Origin of the sequence: Mesorhizobium sp. WSM4310, assembly GCF_007003935.1 — a bacterium.
In the GTDB taxonomy this organism is placed as follows: Bacteria; Pseudomonadota; Alphaproteobacteria; order Rhizobiales; family Rhizobiaceae; genus Mesorhizobium.
Genome location: NZ_VFTA01000004.1, coordinates 211,381 through 229,783 on the forward strand (window position 1 = coordinate 211,381; position 18,403 = coordinate 229,783).

Genomic DNA, 18,403 nt, shown 5'->3' on the forward strand with positions numbered 1-18,403 from the left:
AGGACATCTGGGGAATCAGGAGAGGAACGGCATGACGATCCACGATACAGCGGCAAGCGTCCGATCCGCAGCTGGGCGGACGGATATGCGCTGGCTCGCGATCGCGACGGCTGGCGTTTTGCTGGCCTTGTTGTTCACGATCGCAGGCGCGGCGGCGCAGAAAGCGTCGCCGCTGCCGAGCAAGCCAAGTCTCGATCTGCCGGTCGGGCAAGGACGCTTGCTGCGGTTCAATGAGCCGGTCGAATCCGTGCTGGTCGCGGACACAACGATCGCGGACCTGCAGGTCGTATCGCCAAGTTTGGTCTATGTCTTTGGCCTCAAACCCGGCCTCACCAATCTCATTGCGGTCACGGCCGATGAGCGGATCGAGGCAACCGCTCAATTCCGCGTCACGCCCGACATCACGCCCGCCAATGAGGCCAAGCACGCAATGCAGCCGAAGTCGGCGACAAATCTGCACATTTTCGGAACCCGCATCGCCATCACAGGCGAAGCACGAGGCGTCGACGAGGCAAAGGATCTGGACAATGTCGCAAGAACGTTCTCGCCGCCAGAACAGCCGCCGCTGAACAACATGACCGTGCAGGGCTCGCAGCAGGTCAACATCCGGGTCCGCTTTGCCGAAGTCTCGCGCACGGAGTTGCAGTCATACGGCGTCGACTGGTCCGTCGGCTACAAGAGCGGCGGCTTCGAATTCAACATGTTCCAGGACAATGGCGTGCCTTCGGGCAGCGATGGGAATTTTGGTCTGAGCCTCAACCAGGCGCACGGCCTCAATTTCGATGTCCTCATCGAAGCCCTGCAACGCAATGGCGTCGTCAAGATACTGGCCGAGCCGAACCTGACCGCGGTGACCGGACAGACGGCGAACTTTCTGGCTGGTGGCGAGATTCCCGTGCCTATCGCGCAGGGATCCGACGTCACCACCATTCAATACAAGCCTTTCGGCGTGTCCCTCGGTTTCACCCCAACGCTCATCGGCCGCAATCGCATCGCGCTGCACGTCCAGCCGGAGGTCAGCTCTTTATCGGATTCCGGCTCCGTAAGCGCCAACGGCTTTGCCATGCCGAGCTTCGTGGTGCGACGAGCCGACACCACGGTGGAGGTGGCAAGCGGTCAGACCTTTGCGATCGCCGGCCTTTTCCAGCAGCGAACCTCGCGCAACCTGGAGAAATTTCCGGTTCTCGGCGATGTGCCCGTGCTTGGGCCCCTTTTTCAGTCGCAGCGGTTCCAGCACGAAGAAACCGAACTTGTCATCTTGATCACGCCCTATCTGGTGGCACCGGTGCGTGACAGCCTCGCCACGCCGCTCGACCGCCCGGCTGCCAAGCGTCTCAGTCGCAAGCACGCCAACGACGCGTCATCGACCGGTCTGATCATCAAATAGCGAGAAACGACCATGATATTGCGCATCGCTTTCAGCTCCGTTTTTCCGCCGTTGTTTCTGGCCGGCTGCATGAGCAGTCCGCAACAGCGGCAGGATTACTCGCCCGGCTACAGCTATGTTTCGACCGATACCGACGACTCCGAGAAAGGCGTCAGCGGCTCCGTTCTGGCTCCCAACGCATGCCTGGCCGAACCGGCCGATGATGACAATTCGGCCGCCAGAACCAATCTGACGATCGTCTCCGGCGTCGGCTTCCACCTGCCGTCCGGCTGCGCTAATGCCTATAATCTGCAGCGCATGGCCGAAAGCCAACGCGACCTGGTCGAAGGCCGGCGCATGGGAGCCGCGCCTGCGGCGCCGACGGCGCGCGCGGCCCGTCGTTACCTCGATGGCGAGGAGGCGCCGACAGGCGGAGCCAACACAACTGCGCCGGCGACGCCGCAGACGACGCAGTCCGTCGAGTGAGCCTCTGCCAACTCCTCGCCCGCAGCACCGCTCCAGGCGTCAAGCTTGGTGCGAGATCGGCCCAGGTCTTACGCTCCGACGCGTTGGAACAGGTCACAGTTTCACGGAAACGGCGAGCCACTTCATCTCGTTGTTTCAACGCAATTCCGGACCGAAAACCGCTCCGCACTTTTCCTGGAACTGCTTTAGCCCAGGATGGAGCCGAGCGCTTTGGCCTTGGCCTGCGTGCTGCCCTTCGAACGGATGGTCCTGGCTCGCGCGAGCAAGATGGCCACCTCCTTGGTCGTCAGACCGATAGGCGGCGACCCCTTGACCTGATCGGCTTGGCCAAGAAGTCCATAGACCATCACGACATTGCGCTTCTGGTGCAATTGCGCATTGGGTGCGGCAGCAATCTTCTGCACCAGCGGCAGTGCCGCCGCGGAATTGTCTTCAAGGGCTGCCGCCAATACCATGTTGGTCTCCACGTCGAGATCGCCGGGAGCGAGTTTCAACGCCTGGGCGAAAGTCGTCTGCGCTTCGGCGGTCTGGCCGGCGAATGTCTGCGCCACGCCCAGACGGTTATAGGCAGCGCTGGTGTTGACCAGAGGCGCTGCCTGCGCGAGCGCGCGCATGCCGGCATCGATGTCGCCAGCCTCTATCATCGCCGAGCCAAGGCCGAGCATCGCCTTCCCGTCGTTGGGAGCTTTTGCGAGCGCGGCCTGGTAGGCCTTGGTCGCATCGGTCGGATATCCGGCCCGCATATAGGCGTCGCCCGCCTTGACGAACGCGCCCGCGTTGGCGTCCGGCATCGTTGCCGCACGCTGATAGAGCGCTATCGCGGTATCACTTTCCCCGCGCGCATCGATATCGTCGGCAAGCTTGATCAACCGATCCGACTGCGAGGACGGACCTTGGGCCGTCGCGTCGATCGAGCCTGTTTTGGCCGTCTGGCAAGCGGACAGCGCCAGGGCCAGGGCCACAGGCAAGAATACGACATGCAACCGCATATCCACCTCTCCGTATTCAAGCCCGGCGCCACCTTACACAGCGCATGGGCGGACTGGAACCACAACAGTGCGGTAAGATTGCAACATGGCCGAAGAAGCTGAGGAAAAGAAACTCCCGGCATCCGACAAGAAGCTGCGCGACGCGCGCCGCAAAGGCCAGGTTCCGCAGAGCCGCGACCTTATCTCCGGCTTCACTTTCTTCGCAGCGCTCGCATATCTCTATTTTTCCTGGCCGATGCTCTTCAGGCACCTTTCGGAACTGGTGCAGACCGTGACCGTGACCGGCGGTTCGTTCGGGGATGTCAGCCTGCGCGCCATCCATCAATTCTTCTCGCTGCTGATACTTGCCACTCTGCCGTTGGTCAGCATCGTTGTCGTTCTCACCGCGGTCTTCGGCATGCTGGGGACGTTCGGGCCAGTCCTCTCGTTCGAGCCGCTCAAACCGCAGTTCGACCACATAAATCCAGCCAAGGGCCTGCAGAAGATCCTGTCGCTCCGCAACGTCATCGAGTTTGCCAAGGGCCTGATCAAACTGGTGCTACTGGCATGCCTCTTCGTCTTTGTGCTGATCATATGGCTGCAGCCGCTATTCGATGCGCCGGGTTGCGGTCCGTCATGCCTGGGGCCGGTGATCCAAGCAGTCCTGACGCCGCTGGGAATCGCCGCCGGCCTGGCTTTCGTCGTCATCGGCGTGATCGACGTCCCTATTCAACGCTGGCTGTTTCTTCGCGACATGCGCATGACAACAACCGAGTATAAGCGTGAACACAAGGATCTCGAAGGCGACCCCTTGATACGCCATGAACAGCAGCGGCAGCGGCGCGAAGCGGTGATACGGCCGGCGAAGCTGGGCGTGAAAAATGCGGTTATCGTCTTCGTATCCGGCGACCGGGCCGTGGCGTTGCGTTACATCAGGGGCGAAACGCCGGTGCCGACGGTTGTCGCCAAGGGTCAGGGGCGCGTTGCTAACGAGATAACAGCTCAAGCGCGCCAGGCCGGTATTCCGGCGGTCGAGGATAACGCCCTTGCCGAAGCACTCTTCGAGAACACGAACATGGGATCATATATCGGCCAGCAGATGTTTCCGCCGGTTGTTCGCCATCTCGTTCGGCATGGCCTCACTTGAGGCGGGGTTCGCCTGCAAAACTCAACGTCGACTCAGTCTTGACCTGACTACCGGCAGCGCTCGATCCACACGGCCTTTATCGACTCGATCATCGACCTCATCGATATTAGGCGGCACTCCCGCGAAACGGATTCGTGCCTGAGGCGCAAAGCTGCCACTCACATTTGGATTCCTGTTGACGGCGTTATCAGGAGGGCAAACGCGCCAGGAAGTCGATGCCGGCCAAACTCGCCCCAAAAAACCGAATTTAGTGTCCCGCCTTGTCCATGAGTACCCGCAATTCGTGCTGAGGCGCGACCCAGAAAGTTCGAAAAGCTTCCAGGAACCCCAGGCCAAGTGAACGCCGGGGCGGCCAATGATGTTCACGGATATCCCGGCGAACATTCGCGTTGGAGCGATCAATATCGTCGGCAGAAGAACGTCAGAGAAGGGCTACCGGCGGCTCCGTCGTGGGAACGAAAAAAGAAGAGAAGCAGAACTTTCGTGTGCGATTTTTGCACACGCTGCCCCGTAAACATCTGATTTCATTTATCTATATGTCCAGTCCATCATAGGCGCAATGGCAAATTTCATATACTTGTCAATCATTTATCCGCATTATTTAAACTGCATTTAGGTTGGGGCAGACTGACATTGCCGGCCTCTATGATATGTGGCTCGTTTCATTCTATTTTTCAAAGCGTAACCATCAATGTCACTCAACACCGCTTTTCTGTTCATGGCGCAATACAACGGTAAGGCTATAATTCCGCTCGATGAGGTTCGGCGCGATTTCTTTGCCACCTGACGCTCCCGAAATTTCTCCGCAAGCTCGGTTCAGGCGACATCGCCCCGCCGCTCATGCGAATAGAAACAGGTCAGAAATTTGCCAAGGGTGTCCATTTGCAGGATTTGGCAGACTACCTTGATAAGCGCAGACAGGCGGCCCAGAGGGAGATGAGCGGTTGGAACTGAGTGCAATCGTTACCCATCAGGCACTCATGCAGGGCGGAAGCCTGGCAGTTCATGGATGGCGACAAGATCGTTGCGATTCAGCCGCAGGGCAGGTTCAAGGCCGATAACGCTACGGCGCTTGCCGCTGCCGCGGCGGCAGGACTCGGCATCGCTTGACTCGCCGATTGCATCACGTATGGCTATGTGACCTCCGGAGCGCTCTCGTTCCGATTGTAGCGGAGCCAGACTAACTCTGCGTCGCGAGCAGACGTGCAGCTGACTTCAGATCAGCAGTATCCAAACCCTCAACGAAGCGCTCGAACCGCGGCTGGAGATGCGCCCGGGCGGTTTCGTGTTGTCTGCGATCGATCAGAAGGCTAGCCAGGTCGATCGCGGCGCGCAGCTCCCATCCCCATGCGCCCCAACCCTGGCTCATTTCGAGTGACCGCGTGAAGCAGGTTTCAGCCTCGTCGGTGCCAGACTGCACTGACGCCAAAACAAGGCAGCCCTTCACGCGCAGTAACTCCGGCATATAGCAGAGATCTCCGTTTGCCTCGACCGACAGAATCGTGTCGTCGAGCAGTGGGAGGGCCTCCGCGAGCCGGCCCGTGGCGGCAAGGCCTTGAACGAGCGCGACGTTGAGCGGAGTGGTGAGCAGTTCGTAGGGCGCTGCGTGGAGCTCCGCGAGACTGCGTTGCAGGCTCTCGATTCCCTTCTCCGCATCGCCTCGACGAATGGCCAGTTCTCCCTTGAAGCCTCGTCCTAGCGCCAGATACGGTCCGAGCGAGTGGGGTTCCGCACGCAAGAAGAGACGGTCTATATGCTCGTCCGCGCGATCGAGATCGCCGACCCAAATGAACACGGAAACGGCCCAAACAAGAGCGATCGAAAGCGTCAGCGGATGGTTCAGGATCTCGGCGTCCTTGATCGTCAGCAGCGCACGTTCCACCGCCCGATCCGGATGGCCTTGCAGCCAAAGCGTCCTTGCCAGGATCGCGCCGGCGAGGATTCTTCCGTCGAAACCGAGATAGTTGGTCGTGGTCCGGCCGGAATTCGGCCCGTATCGCAATGCTGCCGCAAGCGAGGTCTGTGCGCGGCCTAGTTCTCCTTTGAGGTGAAGCGATATTCCCATCAACGAATGCGCCAATGTCGTGGAGACGGAGTCTTCCAGCGCGCCGGCAATAACGGCGCAACGCTCCGCGTAGCGGAGCGCGGTCTTGAAATCTCCCGTACGCAAATGGAACATCTGCAGTGGCCCGAGAACCTGAATCTGATCCAGCGCATCGCCGCGCTGCTCGGCAATGGAGAAGCTTCTGTTCAGCGCCACGCGTGCTGCATCCCTTCCCCCGTGCGTGAACATCAGGGAGATCCCGAGGGCCGCCTGAAGGTGCATCTCCTCGCGTCCGCTGCGCATGGAGTCGTGGAGAGCGAAAATTGCGAGGGAGGTCCAGCGATGGCACTCGGTGAGCAAGGACATCGATAGGAAAAGCGGAGCAGCGGCGGCGGCAAGACGAATGCCGAGCCTGGCATCCCCGTTGGATCCGAAACACCGATCCAGAGCACCACGCACATTGGCAAGGCCGGCGAGGTGCTGTGATCGTTGCGACGCGCTCGACAACGTAGGCCACTCATTCCCCGTATCCTCCAGCCATCGCAGACAGTAGGTCGCGTGCCGGGCGACCAGTTCCGTGAGTTCCGCATCCTGGACCTCGAACTGAAGGGCATAAGCCCGCGTCGTATCGAGCAGCCGGTAGCGCATCGTTGCACCGGCTGGCCTCGCCGCGACCATCGACTTCGCCACGAGGCTGTCGATGGCGCTGAATACGAGCGCATCGTCCACGGTCGGGCTTGTTACTATTGTCAGCGCGGCATCGATCGAAAAATGACCAACGAAAACGGCAAGCCGGCGAAGCACCAGGCGCTCGAATTCGGACAGAAGCCCGAAGCTCCAGTCCAAAGTGGCCTGAAGTGTCTTCTGGCGCGGCGGTGCGCTGCGCTGCCCCGGCCACACGAGGGCCAGGCGTTCGTCGAGAAGCATTGCGGTCTTCTGCAGGCCGTAGCTCGCAACCCGTCCTGCTGCCAGTTCGATGGCAAGCGGTACGCCATCAAGCTTCCGGCAGATGTGCGCCACGACCCCTGCTTCCGAATCGTCGAGGTCAAGACGAGCACCGCTCGCTGCTGCGCGCTCCAAGAACAGCTCGGTCGCAGGGAACGCTTGCGCGACTGCCGCGGTGGGTTCCAGATCGTCTGGCGGGTAAGCAAGCGGCGCGAGCTTATAGACATGCTCGCCTTCGACCTGGAGAGCCTCCCGGCTCGTCGCCAGGATGTGGGCCTGCGGCGCGGAAGCGAAGATACGGGCGGCCAGGTCCGCCGCCGCGACTATGACATGCTCGCAGGTGTCCAGGACCAGGAGGATTCTCTTGTCAGCCAGGTATGTGATGAGAGCGGACGCGGCGTCGTCAGACTGAAGCGACAGCCCCAGCATCGAGGCTACAGTCGGCGCAACCAGGTTGGGATCATTCAGCGCCCCAAGATCGACGAAATGCACGGCGCCCGCGAACGCATCGACCACGTGATGCCCGGTCGCCACCGCAACGGTGGTCTTGCCGACCCCACCCGTGCCGACGATCGTGACGAAGCGCGCGGCCGCCAGCTCCGCGGAAAGCGCGGCCGTGTCTTCGGTTCGCCCAACCATGCGGGCCAGTCGGCTCGGGAGGTTGGCCTGCGGGTAGCTGGCGGCGGCCTCGCTTCGCGCATCGTCGCGACCACCCGATCGCGAGATCGGTGCCACGAAGCAATAGCCCCGGCCCTTCAAGGTAGCGATGTAGCGCGCGCCGTCCTTGCCATCGCCCAACGCCTTTCTGAGATTAGCCATGTGAAACCGCAGACTACCCTCCTCGACGGTCACGTCGGGCCAGACGTTCGCCAATAAATCCTTCTTGCTGATCACCTCGTTGGAGCGGGCAGCCAAAGTAGCCAGGATATCGAACGCCCGCCCGCCCAGATCGACGGTGGTGCCTTGCCGCAAGAGCAGCCGTTCGCGGACGGCAAGCGTAAAGGGACCAAATGATATCGTGTCGCTTGCAGGTCCTATCATGACACTCCCTTGGCGGCCTGCTCATACAGGCGACCACTCACCTATGAGAAGAACAAAAGTGGGGGCTTCGCTGCAAGCCTGCATTCGCCGACGAGCGCTAACGTTGCATCATAATGCATAACGGGCGCTTCGGGCGATCTCCTTCTATGTGTCGAAAACAGCAAGAACGTCTCTGCCGACGGACCCAAGGAGAACGACCATGCCCGCATCATCGTCATCGCTCACGCGGCGAAGCCTGCTTGCCGCATCAGCGGTGGCAGGCGCCTTGAGCCTGCTTCCCGCGAGGGCGCGCGCGAGTGCCGACATCGAAGCCGTCCATCCCTTTCGCGCCGACATTCCGGAAGAGGCAATCGTCGATCTTCGTCGACGTCTGGCAACGACGCGCTGGCCCCTGCGGGAAACCGCCACGGATCAGTCGCAGGGCGTGCAACTCGCAAAGCTCCAGAATCTCCTTCGCTATTGGATGACCGATTACAACTGGCGGAAGGTCGAAGCGAAGCTCAACGCTCTGCCTATGTTCGTCACCGAAATCGATGGCGTTGCCATCCACTTCATCCACGTCCGGTCCCGCCATGAGAATGCTATGCCGATGATCATGACGCATGGTTGGCCCGGTTCGATCCTGGAATTCATGAAGGTCATCGGTCCCCTGACAGATCCCACCGCTCATGGCGGTGCTGCCGGAGATGCCTTCCATCTCGTGGTACCGTCAATCCCCGGCTTCGGCTTTTCCGGGAAGCCGACGGAGACCGGCTGGGGCTCAGACCATATCGGCCGTGCCTGGGGCGTGCTGATGGGGCGGCTGGGTTACGACCGCTATGTCTCACAGGGCGGCGACTGCGGTTCGGTCATCTCTCATCGCATGGCGCTGCAGAAGGTGCCTGGGCTCATTGGCATACACGTCAACATGCCAGGTACCGTTCCGAAAGAGATCGCGGCGATCCTCACTGCCGGCGGACCAGCGCCAAGTGATCTGACCGAGAAGGAAAGCGCGGCGTTCGATGCGCTCGACACCTTCTACAAGGACAGTTCCGGCTATGCCGCCATGATGGTCACACGGCCGCAGACCATCGGCTACTCCCTAGTGGATTCGCCGGTCGGCCTAGCCGCATGGATCTACGAGAAGCTCGCGCAGTGGACCTACAGCGGCGGGGAGCCCGAGCGGGTTCTGAGCAAGGACGAGATGCTCGATGACATCTCGCTCTACTGGCTCACTGAATCCGGAGCGTCGGCGGCGCAGATCTACTGGGAAGACCACTCCAACAATTTCAATGCCGTGGACATTGCCGATCTCCCCGTCGCCGTGACGGTGTTTCCAGGCGAAATCTACTGCGCGCCGCGAAGCTGGGCCGAGCGCTGCTACCACAACCTTATCTACTTCCACGAAGCCGACAATGGAGGCCACTTTGCGGCATGGGAGCAGCCCCTGCTCTTCACGGAGGAAGTCCGCGCGGCCTTCAGATCATTGCGCTGATCGAACATCCGATTTCATAACGGGAATGCATACCATGACGACTCAAGCGAAACGACTCTACACGGGGAAAGTGCGTACCACAGGAGGTCGGGACGGTGCTTCACGCAGCTCCGACGGCCGCTTGGACATCAGGCTCTCGACGCCTGGCGGTGCGGGCAGCGGCACCAATCCCGAGCAGCTTTTTGCTGCAGGTTGGTCGGCATGCTTCGAAGGCGCGATGGCGATCGCCGCGCGCAAGATGAACATCGTGTTGCCTGCGGATCTTGCGATCGATGCGGAGGTCGATCTCAACAGCAACGACGGCGCCTTCTTTCTCAGCGCCCGGCTCAATGTGAGCCTGCCAGGGATGGATCCCAATGACGCCAGGGCGGTCGTCGATGCAGCGCATCAGTCATGTCCCTATTCAAAGGCCACGCGTGGCAACATCGAAGTCGAAATCAACCTGATCTAGTCCCTCGGTCTTGGCAATCGCGCTGCCGCGACTGCCCCGTAAGCAAAGGCAATACTCCCATGAACGCAATCAAGATTCCGGAAGTCATAGACCATCACCGCCGGCGCCTGTTCGGCATCGCTGCGGCTACCGTCGCCCTAGCTCAGCTAGGGGCGGTCCGAAGCTCGAATGCTCAGGACGGAGAGCAGACCGCTGTGGTCAGCGCAACAGGATCGCGCACCGCGTTCGCGGCGCTAAAGCAGATCGATGCTGGTCTGCTGAACGTCGGATATGCCGAGGATGGCCCAGCGGATGGGCCTCCCGTCATACTGCTGCATGGCTGGCCATACGACATCCACAGTTATGTCGATGTCGCGCCACTGCTTGCGGGAGCCGGCTATCGGGTAATCATCCCTTATCTGCGCGGCCACGGCACGACGCGGTTCCTGTCGGATGCCACGCTTCGCAACGGGCAGCAGGCCGCGCTGGCGGTCGATATCATCGACCTGATGGATGCCCTGGGCGTCGAAAAGGCGATCGTCGCCGGCTACGACTGGGGCGCACGGACGGCAAATATCCTTGCCGCGCTCTGGCCCGAGCGCTGCAAGGCCATGGTGTCAGTCAGCGGCTATCTGATCGGCAGCCAGGCGGCCAACAAGGCGCCGTTGCCGCCGCAGGCCGAACTGCAATGGTGGTATCAATTCTACTTCTCGACAGACCGCGGCCGCGCCGGCTATGCGAAATACACGGATGACTTCGCCAGGCTGATCTGGAAACTCGCCTCGCCGCACTGGAACTTCGACGACGCGACTTTCGCCAGAAGCGCCGCCGCGTTCCGGAATCCCGACCACGTCGATATCGTCATCCACAACTACCGTTGGCGGCTCGGCCTTGCAGAAGGCGAGCGCCGCTATGACGAGCTAGAGGAAAAGCTCGCCAAGGGCCCGGTGATCAATGTGCCAACGGTCACGCTCGAGGGCGACGCGAACGGCGCCCCACATCCCGTTCCCACGGCCTATGCGAAGAAATTCTCTGGCAAATACGAGCATCGGCTGATCACTGGCGGCATCGGGCACGACCTGCCGCAGGAAGCGCCCGAGGCGTTCGCAAAGGCCGTCATCGACGTCGACAAGTTCTGAGTGCGGACGGAGCGAGCGCATGAGACGCAATCTTGTAATTGCAGCCGTCATCACCGTGTCGATCGCTCTCGCTATCGGCTGCGTGGAGATCGACATTGTTCGAGCTCAGAACAACACGGAAGCCTCGCCGATCTATGGCGTGACGATCCCGGACGGTTACCGCAGGTGGGAGCTCATCGCGCCAGCCCTGGAAGGCGACCCGCTGAACGAGCTTCGCGCTGTCGTGGGAAATACAGTCGCAATGGATGCCTATCGAAATAGCACGCTGCCGTTCCCGGACGGTACCGTGCTGGTCAAGCTCGCTTGGAAGCGCATGCAGTCGGCCGAGTTCGAACCCGCTTCGGTTCCTGGCGCCGCCACAACGGTGCAGGTCATGGTCAAGGATTCGAAGAAATACGCGTCGAGCGGCGGCTGGGGTTTTGGGCGGTTCATTAATGGCAAGCCCGTCGACGAAGCGCAGCACGAGACATGCTTCGCCTGCCACGAGGCGCGCGTCCAGGGACACGACTACGTCTTTACCCGCGACGCGCCGTAACTCGGTTCCCACGCAGAGAAACGCAGAGCGAACACGAGGGAGAGTTTGCGGCATCCCCGCCCCTCACCTGCGCTCGACGCGGTGAAGACCGCACCCCACAACGAAAGGATGTTCCAATGAAAATCTTGCTCGCAGGCCTCGTAATTATCGCGGCCACGTTCGGTAACGCACAAGCGCAGCCCGACAAGCCTACCATCGTCCTGGTTCACGGCGCCTTCGCCGACTCTTCGAGTTGGAACGGTGTCGTTGAGATTCTTGAAAAGGACGGCTTTTCCGTCGTGGCGGCAGCCAATCCGCTACGGGGCGTCAGAAGCGACGGAAACTATGTCGCCAGCGTGCTTTCCTCGATAAAAAGCCCGGTCGTTCTCGTCGGCCATTCCTATGGAGGGTCGGTGATCAGCGACGCTGCCGATGGTCATGCCAATGTGAAGGCGCTGGTCTATGTCGCCGCATTTGCGCCGGAGGCGGGTGAAACCGCTGCGCAACTTGCAGGAAAGTTTCCAGGCAGCACGCTGGGTCCGACACTCGCTCCTCCTGTCGCGCTGTCAGGCGGTGGAAAGGATCTCTACATTCAGCAGGACAAGTTCCACGATCAGTTTGCCGCCGACGCTCCCGAAGCGCAAGCCAGACTGATGGCCGCAACGCAGCGGCCGATCGCGGAAGCCGCCCTCAACGAAGCTCAGGCCAAGGCTGCTTGGAAGAGCATTCCAAGCTGGTTCATCTACGGCGACGCGGACAAGAACATCCCGCCGCGAGCATCTGCCTACATGGCTGAACGGGCTCACGCCCGCGAAACGATCGCGATTAAGGGTGCTTCGCATGTGGTGATGGTGTCGAATCCTGGGCCCGTAGCGCGGCTGATCGAGAATGCCGCCAGGGAGATATCGCGATGAAAGCCGTCGTCATGAACCGCACCGGGGGACCTGATGCGCTCGAAATCGTCGAGCGCCCCGAAACTGCTCCCGCGAGCGCACAAGTTCTGGTCGAGGTCGCCGCGGCGGGCGTGAACTTCATGGACATCGGCGTCCGCCAGGGCATGGCCTGGACGGAAACGCCCAATCCCAAGGTTCTGGGCGTAGAGGGTGCCGGGCGGGTACTCGCCGTGGGCGATGGAGTCGAGCATTTCCGGCCCGGACAACGGGTTGCCTGGGTGTACGCGCCTGGAAGCTACACAGATCGGGCGATGGTACCGGCGGACGCGCTCGTGCCGATTCCGGACGGGATCGATGATCGTACGGCGGCGTCCGTGATGATGCAGGGGCTGACTGCCAGCCACTTCGCCACCGACTTCTATCCCGTTCAACCCGGCGACGTGGCGCTGGTCCATGCGGCGGCGGGCGGCGTCGGATTGCTGCTCACCCAGATCATAAAGCTGAGGGGCGGGCACGTGATCGGCCGCGTCTCGTCCGCAAACAAAACCGCCGTGGCAAGAGAGGCCGGAGCGGACCATGTGATCGTGGACACCGAGGGGCGATTCGCCGAGGAAGTCGTTCGCCTGTCCGGTGAAGGCGTGCACGTCGTCTACGACGGTTCCGGTCCGAAGACCTTTCAGGCTTCGCTCGACTCCTTGCGCCGCTCCGGCACCTTCTGCTGGTACGGCCCGGTGCTGGGCGGTCCCGGACCGCTCGACATCATGAGCCTGCCGAAAAGCATCAAGATCGGCTACGCAAGGTTCTTCGATCATATCCACACGCCGGCACTGCTTCGCGCCCGCACCGGACAACTATTCGACTGGATCGCCAGCGGCGACCTGAAGATCCGGATCGGCGGCGTTTACCCGCTCGCCGAAGCAGCATGCGCACATGCCGATTTGGAAAGCCGTGGCACGACGGGAAAGCTTCTGCTCATCCCCTGAGCCATCCGGTCTTCCTCACGATACGATATTCGCGAGGCGTCAATAGGCAAAGTTTCCGGGATCACTCCGCCGGTTGGCGCGCCGACATTCACAAGCAAACGTCTCGTCGTGGCTGACCAGCGATCAGCGCGTCATAGGCCGCGCCATGAACGATCCGAGCGCGGGAGAGCCCGCCTACGACCCGCAGCAGCTGGAGCCCATGCTGGTAGCGAGACAGCATGCGGGCGACATCGATGGCATGGTCGCGCTTTTCGAGGCGGATGCCGTGATCGACTGCGGCGGCGGACGTTCTCTGCGCGGTCATGAAGCCATTCGTGACTAATATGCGGAGATCGTTGCGTCTGGACGAAAGTTTGCGGTCGGAGGACAGCGGCCGGCGCTTATTTGCGGCGACCTTGCCCTCACCTCGACCCGACTTGCCGACGGCGACGTCACCAGCGAGGTTGCCCGGCGGCAGGCCGACGGCTCCTGGCTTTGGGTGATCGATCGCTATTCGGTCGCTTGGGATTAGGCCTTCCGGGAAACCGGCCGGCCACGTCGCCCCGGGCACGTCAACACACTGCGGCCGTCATGGCCGCAGTCCTTGCGTTCGGCAATCCGGGTGCGGCTAGCGCCGCAGCGCGTACACGCCCGCCATGGGTTCGCCGGGGACGGGCAGCGCCGTGTCGTCGTCCAGGAGTCGCGTGATCCGGGCAAAGCCGGTGAATGCCTTCCTGGCCTCCTCCGCCGACATCTGCCCCGCCAAAGCTGCCGCGCAGCAATTCAGCGCGCACTGATACACTGGCCCACGTCGTCCCGTCGGCCATTTACGCAAGAAAACCATCGCCTCGGCGACACTATCCACTTCTTCTACAGGGTACCCCTGCCCGCGCGATATCCGCACGGGCGCAAAGAAATGCAGGTAGTCCATCGTTTCCTCCCGGTCGATCGCGATGCCGCCCGATCGAACCTTATGAAACGCACAGTCTTGCGGTTGGTTCCATACAGAAAGCGGAACCTTTAAAAAATCTTTTGGTCGATGGTCGCCAGCTAAACCGTGGGGAAGTGGCAGGCCACTTTGCGGCCGGGTCGATACTCCATCAGCTCCGGCCGCTCGGTGCGGCATCGCTCGACCGCGATCGGGCATCTTGGGTGGAAACGGCAGCCTGATGGCGGCTTGAGCGGGCTCGGCACGTCGCCGGTGAGGATGATGCGCTTGCGCGTCCCGCTGGGCATGGTCTCGACGACCGGAACCGCCGAGATCAGCGCCTGGCTGTAGGGATGGGCGGGCGTCGCGAACACGTCCTCCGCCGGCCCTTCCTCGATGATCGAGCCGAGATACATGACGGCGATGCGGGTCGACACCTGGCGTACCACGGACAGGTCATGCGCGATGAAGATGTAGGTGAGGTTCAGCTTCTCCTGCAGGTCGGCCAGCAGGTTGACGATCTGCGCCTGCACCGAGACGTCGAGCGCGGAGACCGGTTCATCCAGCACGACCAGATCGGGATTGAGCGCGATGGCCCGCGCGATGCCGACCCGCTGGCGCTGGCCGCCGGAGAATTCGTGCGGATAGCGGATGGCATGGTCCGGCAGCAGGCCGACGAGCTCAAACAATTCCGCGACGCGTGCGGTGATCTCGCGCGACGAAAGCTTGCCAAGGATGCGCAGCGGCTCGGCCACCAGATCACCGACGCGCCGGCGCGGGTTGAGCGAGGCCGACGGGTCCTGGAAGACCATTTGCAGGCGGCGGCGCAGCGGCCTCAACTCGGACAGCGATTTCGAGGTGATGTCCTCGCCTTCGAACAGCAGCTCTCCGTCGGATATGTCGTAGAGCCTCACCAGGCAGCGCGCCAGCGTCGACTTGCCGCAGCCGGATTCGCCGACCAGGCCGATCGTCTCGCCGCGCCGCACGATCAGCGAAACATTGTCGACCGCATGGACGGTTCGCTTGCCGTCGGCGGAGAAACGGGTGCCGATCGAGAAGCGCTTGCCGAGTGAACGCGTTTCGAGGATAGGGCTGTCGATCATAGGTCCGCTCATGCCCGCGCCACCCGGAAGCACGCCGCGGCATGGGTGCCGATGCCAAGCTCTGGCTTGTCGGTCACGCAGGGCTCGTAGTGCACCGGGCATCGCGGGCCGAAGGCGCAGCCCTGCGGCAATCGCAGCAGCGATGGCGGCGAACCGGGAATGGCCGGCAGGCGGCGCGGCTTTTCACCGGTCAGCGGCGGGATCGAACCCAGCAGCGCCCGCGTATAGGGATGCCGCGGGTCGGAAAACAGATCCGTGCGGCTGCCACGTTCCACCACGCGGCCGGCATACATGACCATCACCCGGTCGGCGAGTTCGGAGACCACGCCCATATCGTGCGTGATGAACACGACCGCCGACTTGTGCGTCGCGCGCAGTTTTCTCACGAGGTCGAGTATGCCGGCCTGCACCGTGACGTCGAGCGCGGTGGTCGGCTCGTCCGCCACCAGCAGCGCCGGATTGCAGGACAATGCCATCGCGATCACCGCGCGCTGCCGCATGCCGCCCGAAAGTTGATGCGGGTAGCGCGACATCGCCTCGTGCGGATTGGGAAAATTCACCTCGGCCAGCAGTTCTTCTACGCGCACGATCGCCTTGGCCTTGCTGATATTCTGGTGCGCGCGGATCTGTTCGGCGATCTGCCAGCCGATCGTGTAGACCGGCGTCAGCGCCGTCATCGGATCCTGGAAGATCATCGCGATTTCGTTGCCGCGTAAACGACGAAGCTCCCGCGCGGGCAGCCCGACCAATTCGCGGCCCTTGTAGCGGATCGAGCCTTCGATGCTGGCGTTGGGATCGGTGATGAGGCCCATCACCGCCAGCAGCGACACCGTCTTGCCGGACCCGGATTCGCCGACGACGCCGAGAATCTCGCTTTCATCGAGGTCGAACGAAACACCATCGATGGCTCGGACCAGACCGTCATTGGTGCGGAAGGATACTTTGAGGTCGCGCACCGACAGTATCATGATGTCCTCAGGCGCGGATCGAGAAGGATGTAGACGAAATCGACGACCGCATTGGCGATGACCACGAACATGGACGCATACATCACCGTTGCCATGATCATCGGCAGGTCGAGATTCTGCAGCGCGTCATAGGTGAGCTTGCCGATGCCGTGCAGCCCGAACACCACCTCGGTCAAAAGGGCCGAGCCGCCCACCAGCGCGCCGAAGTCCAGGCCGAACAAGGTGACGAACGCGATGAGCGATGTGCGCAAGGCGTGGCGCAGCAGGATGCGCGTCTCCGACAGGCCCTTGGCCCTGGCCGTGCGGATAAAGTCCTCCTGCAAGGATTCTATGATGGCGGCGCGCAGCACGCGCCCATAAATGCCGATGTAGAGAATGGCCAACGTGATCCACGGTATGATCAGCGTCAGGAACCAGCCTTTGGGATCGTCGGAGAAATTCTTGTAGCCAAGCGGCGGGACCCATGAGAATGCCCAGCTGTCGTGGTAGCGGCTCTGGGTGATCAGGTTCATCACCTCGCCCAGCCAGTAGACCGGCATGGAGATGCCGAGCAGGCCCAAAGCCATCAGCAGCTTGTCCAGCCAGCTGTCGCGGGTGGCGGCGGCAACGATGCCGATGATGATGGAGACAACCACCCAAAGGATCGCCGCCCCGAACACCAGTGAGAGCGTGACCGGGATCGAATCCATGACCGCCGGCACCACCTTCCAGCCGCGATTGACGAAGGAGGTCAGGTCGCCGGTGACGAAGATCTTCTCCATCATCTTCACATATTGCACGTAGAGTGGCCGGTCGAAGCCGAAATTGTGGCGCACCGCGTCCAGCACTTCGGGCGTTGCATTGCGCCCGGCGATGCGCGCCGCCGGGTCGGCGCCCGGCGTCGCGAAGAAGATCAGGAAGACGATGACCGAGATACCGAACATCACGAACAGCATCTGACCGAAACGGCGCAGGATGGCGTAGATCATCAGTCGCGCCCCAACCGAACCTTGGAGCGCGGGTCGAGCGCGTCGCGCAGGCCGTCGCCGAAGACATTGAGCGCCATGACGGACACCGCGATGGCCAGGCCCGGCACCAGCGCCACCAGCGGCCTGGTGTAGAGCAGCGCCTGCCCGTCCTGGATGATGGTGCCCCAGCTGGCGGCGGGCGGCTGCACGCCGATCGAGAGGAAGGAAAGTGCGGATTCCGTCAGCATGTTCAGCGCCATCATCAACGGTACGAAGACGATGAGCGTGGTGGTGATGTTGGGCAGGATATCGCGCCACAGGATGCGCCCTCCCGGCACGCCGAGATTGATCGCGGCCAGCACGAATTCGCTGTGGCGCAGCGACAGCACCTGCCCGCGTATCGGGCGCGCCACATAGGGCACATAGACGATGCCGATGATGATGACCGGCAACCATAGACTGCCGGACTCGATATCGATCGGCCCGATCCTGATGCCTTGCGCGATGGTGACGATGGAAAGCGAAATCGCCAGCAGATAGATCGGGAACGCCCACAGGACATCCAGCAGGCGCGACAGCACCGTATCGGTGATGCCGCCGAAATAGCCTGCGATCAATCCCGCCGCCGTGCCGATAATCAGGGTAAAGATGGTGGCCGCCCCGGAGATCAGCAGGGAGCTCAGCCCGCCATAGAGCATTCGGGCCATGACGTCGCGCCCCTGGCTGTCGGCGCCGAGGAAATAATTGCCGAGCCGCCAGGTCGGACCGAGCGGCGTGTAGCCGAGTCCCAGCCCCTCGGTCGATTGTTCCATCACCGGAACGTCGGCGCCGTCGATCTGGATGACGGCGTCGAGCGTCGAGGCGAAGGGGTCCACGCCGGCCCACTTCGCATAGAGAGGCGCGCTGAGGCAGGCCAGCACGATGAGGAGGAACACGGTCAGGGATGCCATGGCAGCCCTGTCCCTTGCCAGCTTCGCAAACGCGACGGCCCAGGGCCCTCGCGTCTTGCGTGGCATGGCGACGGCTTGGTTCGACACGGACGTGCCCC

General features: G+C 62.1%; 17 protein-coding genes and 2 pseudogenes. 12 read left to right on the forward strand and 7 right to left on the reverse strand.

Annotated features, from left to right (window positions below):
* The first annotated feature begins 85 nt into the window (after positions 1-85).
* Both FJV80_RS07445 and FJV80_RS07450 read left to right on the forward strand, forming a co-directional pair.
* The gene (locus FJV80_RS07445; RefSeq protein ID WP_245318211.1) at positions 86-1,387 is read left to right on the forward strand and encodes a type II and III secretion system protein family protein; all 1,302 of its coding nucleotides are present in this window, start codon (positions 86-88) and stop codon (positions 1,385-1,387) included.
* A 69-nt stretch (positions 1,388-1,456) separates the two neighbouring features.
* On the forward strand, positions 1,457-1,852 hold the full coding sequence (locus FJV80_RS07450) for a hypothetical protein (protein ID WP_245318210.1): 396 nt from the start codon (positions 1,457-1,459) through the stop codon (positions 1,850-1,852).
* Between the two features lie 185 nt (positions 1,853-2,037).
* Here the strand turns inward: FJV80_RS07450 and FJV80_RS07455 are convergent, their stop codons facing one another.
* Complete coding sequence (locus FJV80_RS07455) at positions 2,038-2,841, reverse strand: tetratricopeptide repeat protein (RefSeq protein ID WP_095774377.1); 804 nt, start codon at positions 2,839-2,841, stop codon at positions 2,038-2,040.
* 85 nt (positions 2,842-2,926) lie between these two features.
* Between FJV80_RS07455 and FJV80_RS07460 the strand changes: the two genes are divergently transcribed.
* From FJV80_RS07460 to FJV80_RS07470, 3 genes and pseudogenes are all read left to right on the forward strand, one after another.
* A complete protein-coding gene (locus FJV80_RS07460; protein WP_095774376.1) occupies positions 2,927-3,967 on the forward strand; it encodes an EscU/YscU/HrcU family type III secretion system export apparatus switch protein in 1,041 nt (346 codons plus the stop codon).
* A gap of 691 nt (positions 3,968-4,658) precedes the next feature.
* Positions 4,659-4,921: pseudogene (locus FJV80_RS07465) on the forward strand (pyocin activator PrtN family protein).
* Between the two features lie 8 nt (positions 4,922-4,929).
* Positions 4,930-5,074, forward strand: a pseudogene (locus FJV80_RS07470) (LysR family transcriptional regulator); the annotation flags it as partial.
* Between the two features lie 73 nt (positions 5,075-5,147).
* Here FJV80_RS07470 and FJV80_RS07475 read toward each other — a convergent pair.
* Positions 5,148-7,997 (reverse strand): winged helix-turn-helix domain-containing protein, encoded by a 2,850-nt coding sequence (locus tag FJV80_RS07475; RefSeq protein ID WP_142875999.1) that lies wholly within the window; start codon positions 7,995-7,997, stop codon positions 5,148-5,150.
* A gap of 199 nt (positions 7,998-8,196) precedes the next feature.
* Here FJV80_RS07475 and FJV80_RS07480 point away from each other — a divergent pair, with 199 nt between their 5' ends.
* From FJV80_RS07480 to FJV80_RS34950, 7 genes are all read left to right on the forward strand, one after another.
* Positions 8,197-9,471 (forward strand): epoxide hydrolase, encoded by a 1,275-nt coding sequence (locus tag FJV80_RS07480; protein ID WP_142876000.1) that lies wholly within the window; start codon positions 8,197-8,199, stop codon positions 9,469-9,471.
* A gap of 34 nt (positions 9,472-9,505) precedes the next feature.
* Positions 9,506-9,922, forward strand: a complete 417-nt coding sequence (locus tag FJV80_RS07485; RefSeq protein WP_095774477.1) for an organic hydroperoxide resistance protein — start codon at positions 9,506-9,508, stop codon at positions 9,920-9,922.
* 74 nt (positions 9,923-9,996) lie between these two features.
* A complete protein-coding gene (locus FJV80_RS07490; protein WP_095774476.1) occupies positions 9,997-11,040 on the forward strand; it encodes an alpha/beta hydrolase in 1,044 nt (347 codons plus the stop codon).
* 19 nt (positions 11,041-11,059) lie between these two features.
* A complete protein-coding gene (locus FJV80_RS07495) occupies positions 11,060-11,575 on the forward strand; it encodes a cytochrome P460 family protein (RefSeq protein ID WP_095774373.1) in 516 nt (171 codons plus the stop codon).
* A gap of 116 nt (positions 11,576-11,691) precedes the next feature.
* Complete coding sequence (locus FJV80_RS07500; RefSeq protein WP_095774372.1) at positions 11,692-12,468, forward strand: alpha/beta hydrolase; 777 nt, start codon at positions 11,692-11,694, stop codon at positions 12,466-12,468.
* On the forward strand, positions 12,465-13,430 hold the full coding sequence (locus FJV80_RS07505; RefSeq protein ID WP_095788796.1) for a quinone oxidoreductase: 966 nt from the start codon (positions 12,465-12,467) through the stop codon (positions 13,428-13,430). The genes FJV80_RS07500 and FJV80_RS07505 overlap by 4 nt, the downstream gene beginning before the upstream one ends.
* 145 nt (positions 13,431-13,575) lie before the next feature.
* On the forward strand, positions 13,576-13,752 hold the full coding sequence (locus tag FJV80_RS34950) for a hypothetical protein (RefSeq protein ID WP_246688918.1): 177 nt from the start codon (positions 13,576-13,578) through the stop codon (positions 13,750-13,752).
* A 285-nt stretch (positions 13,753-14,037) separates the two neighbouring features.
* On the opposite strand, the gene FJV80_RS07515 is transcribed toward FJV80_RS34950, so the two are convergent.
* The 5 genes from FJV80_RS07515 to FJV80_RS07535 form a co-directional block, all read right to left on the reverse strand.
* Positions 14,038-14,340 (reverse strand): DUF982 domain-containing protein, encoded by a 303-nt coding sequence (locus tag FJV80_RS07515; protein WP_095774370.1) that lies wholly within the window; start codon positions 14,338-14,340, stop codon positions 14,038-14,040.
* Positions 14,341-14,459: 119 nt separating this feature from the next.
* Entirely contained in the window at positions 14,460-15,440 is a 981-nt protein-coding gene (locus FJV80_RS07520; protein ID WP_142876025.1) for an oligopeptide/dipeptide ABC transporter ATP-binding protein, read from the reverse strand.
* Positions 15,441-15,448: 8 nt separating this feature from the next.
* The gene (locus FJV80_RS07525; protein ID WP_142876001.1) at positions 15,449-16,408 is read right to left on the reverse strand and encodes an ABC transporter ATP-binding protein; all 960 of its coding nucleotides are present in this window, start codon (positions 16,406-16,408) and stop codon (positions 15,449-15,451) included.
* Positions 16,405-17,376, reverse strand: a complete 972-nt coding sequence (locus FJV80_RS07530) for an ABC transporter permease (RefSeq protein WP_095788799.1) — start codon at positions 17,374-17,376, stop codon at positions 16,405-16,407. The genes FJV80_RS07525 and FJV80_RS07530 overlap by 4 nt, the downstream gene beginning before the upstream one ends.
* The gene (locus FJV80_RS07535; RefSeq protein WP_142876002.1) at positions 17,376-18,392 is read right to left on the reverse strand and encodes an ABC transporter permease; all 1,017 of its coding nucleotides are present in this window, start codon (positions 18,390-18,392) and stop codon (positions 17,376-17,378) included. The genes FJV80_RS07530 and FJV80_RS07535 overlap by 1 nt, the downstream gene beginning before the upstream one ends.
* Positions 18,393-18,403: the final 11 nt, after the last annotated feature.